We start from the raw sequence: 6450 nt of genomic DNA, 5'->3' as shown, positions 1-6450 counted from the left end.
CCAACCGCCGCCGCCCCGCCGGCCCCAGCCCCGCCGAGTCCCGCCCCGCCGGGTCTGGCTCAGCCGGCGGCGACCCAGCCGACCGCCGGGGCGGGGCCGCGCGGCGGCGGGCTGGATGGGGCACCGGGACCGGGGACGGCGGGTGCCGGCGGCGCAGCCGCCGCGCCGGGGCGGCCGGGTGTCGGGGCGTACCCCCCGGGTGGAACGACCGGCGCGGCGGTGGCGCTGCCGGTGGTGGCCGGGGTGCCCGCGCCCCGCGCAGGGGGCGTCGACCCGGGCGCGGAGCTGGCCGAGGCCCGGCGGCTCGCCGACGAGGCCGACCGGCTCGTCGCCGTCACGGAGGCCGTCGGCCGGCGACCGCCGCTGCTGCCGGCCTGGTCGCCGCTGGCCCGGGCCCTGACCGTGTACGCGGCGTGCGCGGCGGCCGGCGTCGTGCTGGCGCTGGTGCTGCTCAGCGTCGCCGGAGTCGTGGCCAGCGCCGGGGCCCTCTACGTGGCGACCTGCGGGGCACTGCCCGTGCTCTGCTTCGTCGCCGGGTACCTGGTGCTCGGCCGGTGGGGGCGGCCCGTGCTGGGCGCGGACCCGCCGCCGTCGCGGTTCGTGCCGCTCGGCTTCGTGACCTGCGTGCTGCTCATGCCGCTGGCCTACTGCGGTTACCTGGTGCTGTTCCGCCTGCTGCGCTGAGGTCTAGCCGTCCAGGGCCGGGGTCACCCGTCCAGGGCGAGGCGGGCGACCTCGGCGGCGCACCCCCAGGACAGGGTGACCCCGGCGCCGCCGTGCCCGTACGCGTGCACCAGCCGGCCTCCGGCCGGACCCGCCGGTTCCGCCGCCACCCGGGGCCCGCCGTGTCGGGCCGGGCGCAGCCCGATCCGCTCGCCCAACACCGGCGCGTCGGCCAGCTCCGGCACCAGGGTCACGCACCGCCGCCGGATCGCCGCCGCCGTCTGCGAGTCGGGCCGGGTGTCCCACACCCCCGGCTGGTACGTGCCGCCGAGCACCACGTCGTGTCGGCGCGGGTGCACGTAGGTGATCCCGGCCGGGTCGTCCTCGTCCCGGACCGACGTGGTCAGGCCCGGGTTCGCCACCAGCACCAGGTGCCCGCGCACCGGGTACACGGCCGGATCGGCGGCGAGCCGGCCGGCGGCCAGGCCGGTCGCGTTGACCACCGTAGGGGCGGTGTCGAACGCCTCGGCGAGGTGCCGCACCCGGCGGCGCAGGACCCGCCCTCCGCCGGCCTCGACCCGCTCGGCCAGCCACCCCAGGTACGGCGTCATCTCCACCGTCGGGGCGGTGAACCGCAGCGTCGTCGTGTACGGCGGGGCGGCCGGCTCGGCCACCAGGTCCCCCGTGGCCGCCGCCCACCAGGGTGGGCCGCCGTAGCGGTGGCGCAGCAGCATCCGCGTCGGCCGGGCCACCACCCCCGGCACGCCCGCCCCCGCCTGGCGGCCCAGCTCCGCGTGCGTCTCGCTCGCCCAGCGCAACACCCGGGGGTCCTCGTCGGTGTGGGTCGGGTACCACACCGCGGCGGCCACCGCCGACACGGTGTCCGTCGGGTCGTCCGCCGCCAGCACGGTCACCCGCGCGCCCCGCTGTCCCAGCACGACGGCGGCGGTCAACCCGATGACCCCGCCGCCGACCACCACCACGTCCGCCCTGTCCGCCATCGCCTGCTCCTCCCGTCGCCGCCCGTTCGCGCCGTCGTGTCCTGGCCGCGCCCGTCGCGTCCTGGCCTCGGATCGTGTCCGGTCGCCCGGGAGGGCGTCCAAGACGGATCGGGCAGGCGGCGATAAGCGGCGCTTATGATCCAGGCATGCCCGATCCGCCGCACCGGAACGCCTGGTTGGACCTGCGCCGGCTGCGCTACTTCGCCGTGCTCGCCGAGGAGCTGCACTTCACCCGGGCCGCCGCGCGCCTGCACATCGCCCAGCCGGCGCTCAGTCAGCAGATCCGCGCCCTGGAACGCCAGCTCGGTGTGCCGCTCGTGCACCGCACCAGCCGGGGCTGCACGCTGACCGAGGTCGGCGAGCGGGTGGCCGCCGAGGCCGCCCGGCTGCTCGCCGAGGTCGACGCCGGCGCCGCCCGCATCCGCGACCTGGTGCGGGGCCGGGGCGGCCGGCTGCGGTTGGCGTACACCCGGTCGGCGCGCGGCGGCCGGGTGGACGCGCTGGTGGCCAGGTTCCGCGCCGCCCACCCCGACGTGGAGGTGGTCTCCGAGACCGCCTGGACCGCGCCGAACGTCGCCGGGCTGCTCGCGGGCCGGCTCGACGCGGCGTTCGTCCGTCCGCCGGTCGACGAGCCGGCGCTTGCGTGCCGCACGGTCGACACCGAGGAGCTGCTGCTGGCGCTGCCGGCGGGGCATCCGCTGGCCACCGGCCGTCGCCGGATCACCCGGGCCGAGGTGGTGGACCTGCCGGCCGTCATGTGGCCACGCGACAACGGCCCCGGCATGTTCGACCGGACCATCGCCCAGGTGTGGCCGCGCGGAGGCTTCCGGCTCGTCCGGCAGGAGCCCGACGACGAGCAGTTGCTGCGCGCGGTGGCGCAGGGCGACGTGATCGCGGCCGTGCCGGCCGGTCGTGCCCGGGCGGTGAAGGTGCCGGGGGTACTGCTGCGCCGGTTCGCCGCGCCGACCCCCACGGTGGACGTCGCTCTCGCCTGGCCCCGCGACACCACCAACCCGGCCGTCCACGCCCTTGTCGCGCTCCTCGGCTGAGCCCCGTCGCCCTTGTCGCGCTCCTCGGCTGAGCCCCGTCGCGCCGGGCCCCCTGGACAGCTTCCGTCTGGTGTGGACGATAGATGTCCAAGATCCGGCGCAGGGTCGGGTCCGCTGACGGGGAGGGTCGATGAGCGAGGGCCTGGGCGGGTTCGTCATCGGGTACGTGCCGGCGGGGATCGGCGAGGAGGTGTCCGACTTCACCAGCGAGTGGGAGGGAGTGCGCTTCCGTACCCGGGTGTGGGAACGCCAGGTGGAGGAGGGCTGGCGGGTCGACCTGCGGGTGCACGTCCTGCGCGGCGGCCGGTTGGGCACGCTCGACGAGCTGCGTGACTTCCTTGCCGACTATCACGAGCGGGACGCCACGCAGTGGCCGCTCACCGAGTTCACCGAGGGCGGCGTCACCGGCCTGGTCGGCGACGGCGAGGCGTTCCGGCTGGTCGAGCCCGGCGTGGCGATCGACGTACGGGCCGACCCGGAGCTGGTGCCGGAGCCGGACCTGCGTGCCGTGGTGGCGCGGGTACGACCCGCTGCGCCCCTGAGCTCGCCACAGGCTGGCTACCTTCCGTGAGGTTCGCGGGGGTCCGCACGAGAGCTGGTAGACCCTGCTCGACGCCGAGGGCGGCGGCGGGCGAGCAGGGAGAACGAGTTCGGCAGTCGTCCCACCCAGGCCGCCGCCGCGATTGCGTCCGGCCGCCGGAACGGTTCGGGGTGTTCGGCCAGGTGCAGCGGTTCCAGACCGGCGGCGAGCACCACGTTGACGATTTCCCCGAGGGTCCACTGCCATTCCACCGCCCGTGGCCGGGGAACGTGTCGTTGACGAAGGAATCGCCGAAGTAGCTGCGGTCGGCCCGGATCCGGGGCTCGTCGGCGTCCCAGCTCCACAGGGCGACCGCCGGGTACGAACAGATGGCCCGCCGGCCGCAGCAGCCGGGCGACGTCGCGCGCCCAGGCGGCCAGGCCCCGCATCCAGATGGGGGCTCCCTCGCCGGTGTAGACCAGGTCCGCGCAGCCGGTGCGCAGGGGTGCGCCGGGGACTGCGGCCACCACATACCGGCAGGTCACCCCCAGTACCGCAGCGCGTCGGTGGGCCGCGCCGGCTCGCGGGCCGCGTGCAGCAGATCGTCGTGTTCCCGGACGTGCTTCTCGGCGGCCCTTCCCAGCCGGTCCGGTTGTGGTCGTACGGCGTCGTCCACGACGACCAGTGTCGCGTTTCCGCCGGCCGCGGCGAGAGGGTTTCACATTTCGTGAATGATCCACGGTCACGCTTGTCGGCCTGACTCAGGTTAGGAAACGCTGTCGGAATGCCGCTGGCGAGATCCATTGGGGACGGGTAATGTGCTGCGACGTCGTCGATTCCCGTGAACGGAACCGGCGGCATTCATCGCACCTGCGCAATTCCTCCGACGGTCGGCCGAGCCGCCCGTCCGATACGCCGTGCCCGTGAACCATTCCCATTCGCCACCGACTGCGGTGGCGGGCTGATTCGAGGAGCCGCCGTGCGCGACCCGGACGCTGACCCGCAGGTCAGACCCGCCGTAGCCGAGACACCCACCGACCCTGCGTCGCCCGCCGATCCCGCATCGCCCGCCGATCGCGAGGACTCGTCCCGCCTCGGTCAGAGCTTCGCCAACCGTCCGCTCGGATACCCGAACACCCTGGTCTGGCTACGTTCCGGCGTGCTGCGCGACTGGCGCGGAGTGCTGGGCGCGTTCCTGGCCACCTGGTTCTACGTACCGGTCGCCCTGCTCCTCGCGGTCGGGGGCGGGATCATCCTCGCCGTCTACGGCCTGGTCGCCGGCGGCACCCAGGTCGGCGACCAACTGCCGGAGGTGCTGCGGGACGCCCCGCTGGTCGGCTCGCTGCTCGACGCCTTTGTCGCCCGCTCCGGCGGGGTGCTCGGCGGCTTCGCCGGCTTCGCGATCGGGTTCCTCGCCGGTTTCCTGGCGGTGCTGGTGTGGCCCTGGCTCGACGCGTTCGACGAGCCGGCGAACCTGTTCACCGGCCTGGCCGGGATGGTGGTCGCCGCCGCGCTGATCGGCGTGCTCTACACCCTCTACCGGATCATGTGGGAGCCGCGTCTGCTGGCCATCTCGGGCGCGCGCCGGCTCAGCCGCCGCGAGGCCGAACGGCTCCGACCCATCCTGTACGACTGCGCGCGCGCCCTCGGCCTGCCCAACGTGCCCCGGCTGCTCATCGAGGACGACCCGGTGCTCACCAACGCCCGCGCGTACGCCCGGCACGTGGTCGTCACCACCAGCCTGCTCGGCGAGTCCGACGAGGACATCGCGGCGCTGATCAGCCATGAGCTGGTGCACTGGCGCACCGGCGACGAGGTGACCAGCGCGTTCGTCCGTGGCGTGGCGCTGCCCCTGGTGCTGGTGCACGCCGTGCCGACGTGGCTGATGCGGACCTTCCCGCACCCGGCGACCAACTTCGTGGTGTTCGTCTTCTTCTGGCCCGTGCTGCTCACCATGCGGTACGTGGTGCTGCCGCTGCACTCCCGTGACGTCCGGGCAGCCGAGTACCGCGCCGACGCGGGCGCCGTGCTCGCCGGCCATGCCCGGGGCATGCGGGACATGCTGGAGCGGCGCAAGTCGTTCGAGAGCGGGCGCAGCGGCTGGGACGAGGCGGTCTGCGCCACGCACCCGGCGTCCGAGCTGCGGTTGGACCGGCTGGAGGAGCTTTCCCCGGCGGCCGGTGCCGCCGCCGTCGCCCCGGTCACCGCCGAGGTGCTGTTCGGGCGGCCGGGGGCGGTGGCGTCCCCGCGTGCGGTGCTGGTGGCCGGCGTGCTGGCCCTGGTCTGCGGTCTCGGCGGCACCCTGCTCGGGGTGACGCAGTGGGCGCTGTTCCGCCCAGCGGAGACGGTCGACGGGTACTTCTCGGCTCTCGCGGACCACGACGCCCGGGCGGCCCTGGAGCTGGTGCAGCCCGACGCGCGGTCGGCGGCCGGCGACATCGACCGGCTCGCCGCGCTCGTCGAGGCCGACGGCTACCAGCCGCCCGACGACGTCGACGTGACCTCGGTCGAGCGCGACGGCGACGAGGCGACGGCCAAGGTCGAGTTCAGCCTCGCCGGCCAGCGGGTGCAGGCCGAGCTGTCGCTGCGCCGGGAGGAGTCGGCGACCCTGGGCCTGTTCCACGAGTGGCGGCTCACCGGCGGCCCGGCCGCGCTGAGCGTCCCCGGCGGGCAGGCGGGTCTGACGGTCAACGGGGTGCCGGTCCCGACGGCTCCGGAGGGGGACAGCCTCGCGCTGCTGCCCGGCCTGTACACGGTCGGCGGGCAGACCAACGTGCTCGCCGAGACCCCGTCACAGACCGTCGCCGTCGTCCCCGGACAGGACAGCGCGGGCGAGGTGCGGCTGGAGCCGGTGCTGACGTCGGGCGCGCGGGCGGCGGCCGAGGCGGAGGTGCGCAAACACCTGGACGCCTGCGCGGCGCAGAAGGTGGCCGCCCCGGTGGGCTGCCCCTTCCGCTACTACGACAGCGGCTCGGTGAAGAAGATTGCCTGGAAGATCACCGAGTACCCGCAGATCGTGGTGGAGCTGACCGGCCCCGCCACCGCACGGGTGTCGACGCCGTACGACGGGCAGGGGTCGGTGCGGGCGACCGGCACCGCCGACGGCTACTTCGGGACCATCCCGTTCACCAGTGACGATGCGTTCGGCGTCGACGGTGTCCTGTCGGTGGTCGACGGCAAGATCACGTTCCGGCCCGGCGACTCCGGGTGACCATCG

The 6450-nt window shown here is 75.1% G+C and carries 6 protein-coding genes; 4 read left to right on the top strand and 2 right to left on the bottom strand.

Annotation, left to right across the window (positions count from 1 at the left end):
- Window positions 1-684, top strand: a 684-nt coding sequence (locus MCAG_RS06175; protein ID WP_232290100.1) for a hypothetical protein, incomplete at its 5' end; no start/stop codon positions are given.
- Between the two features lie 23 nt (window positions 685-707).
- On the opposite strand, the gene MCAG_RS06170 is transcribed toward MCAG_RS06175, so the two are convergent.
- Window positions 708-1664, bottom strand: coding sequence for an FAD-dependent oxidoreductase (locus tag MCAG_RS06170; RefSeq protein ID WP_007072112.1), 957 nt, complete (start codon window positions 1662-1664; stop codon window positions 708-710).
- 146 nt (window positions 1665-1810) lie between these two features.
- Between MCAG_RS06170 and MCAG_RS06165 the strand changes: the two genes are divergently transcribed.
- Entirely contained in the window at window positions 1811-2713 is a 903-nt protein-coding gene (locus MCAG_RS06165) for a LysR family transcriptional regulator (protein WP_083802207.1), read from the top strand.
- Window positions 2714-2843: 130 nt separating this feature from the next.
- The gene (locus MCAG_RS06160) at window positions 2844-3284 is read left to right on the top strand and encodes a hypothetical protein (protein WP_007072110.1); all 441 of its coding nucleotides are present in this window, start codon (window positions 2844-2846) and stop codon (window positions 3282-3284) included.
- 490 nt (window positions 3285-3774) lie between these two features.
- On the opposite strand, the gene MCAG_RS35620 is transcribed toward MCAG_RS06160, so the two are convergent.
- Window positions 3775-3909 (bottom strand): hypothetical protein, encoded by a 135-nt coding sequence (locus MCAG_RS35620; RefSeq protein ID WP_255348978.1) that lies wholly within the window; start codon window positions 3907-3909, stop codon window positions 3775-3777.
- Window positions 3910-4212: 303 nt separating this feature from the next.
- On the opposite strand from MCAG_RS35620, the gene MCAG_RS29570 reads away from it, so the two are divergent.
- A complete protein-coding gene (locus MCAG_RS29570) occupies window positions 4213-6444 on the top strand; it encodes a M48 family metalloprotease (RefSeq protein WP_050777885.1) in 2232 nt (743 codons plus the stop codon).
- The last annotated feature ends 6 nt before the right edge of the window (window positions 6445-6450 follow it).

Source organism: Micromonospora sp. ATCC 39149, assembly GCF_000158815.1.
In the GTDB taxonomy this organism is placed as follows: domain Bacteria; phylum Actinomycetota; class Actinomycetes; order Mycobacteriales; family Micromonosporaceae; genus Micromonospora.
This window is presented reverse-complemented; position numbering and strand designations above follow the sequence as displayed.

Excerpts from the sequence above, each read along its gene's own strand:
- MCAG_RS06170 (WP_007072112.1), bottom strand. The coding sequence starts at position 1,664 with ATGGCGGACAGGGCGGACGTGGTGGTGGTCGGCGGCGGGGTCATCGGG.
- MCAG_RS06160 (WP_007072110.1), top strand. The coding sequence starts at position 2,844 with ATGAGCGAGGGCCTGGGCGGGTTCGTCATCGGGTACGTGCCGGCGGGG.
- MCAG_RS06165 (WP_083802207.1), top strand. The coding sequence starts at position 1,811 with ATGCCCGATCCGCCGCACCGGAACGCCTGGTTGGACCTGCGCCGGCTG.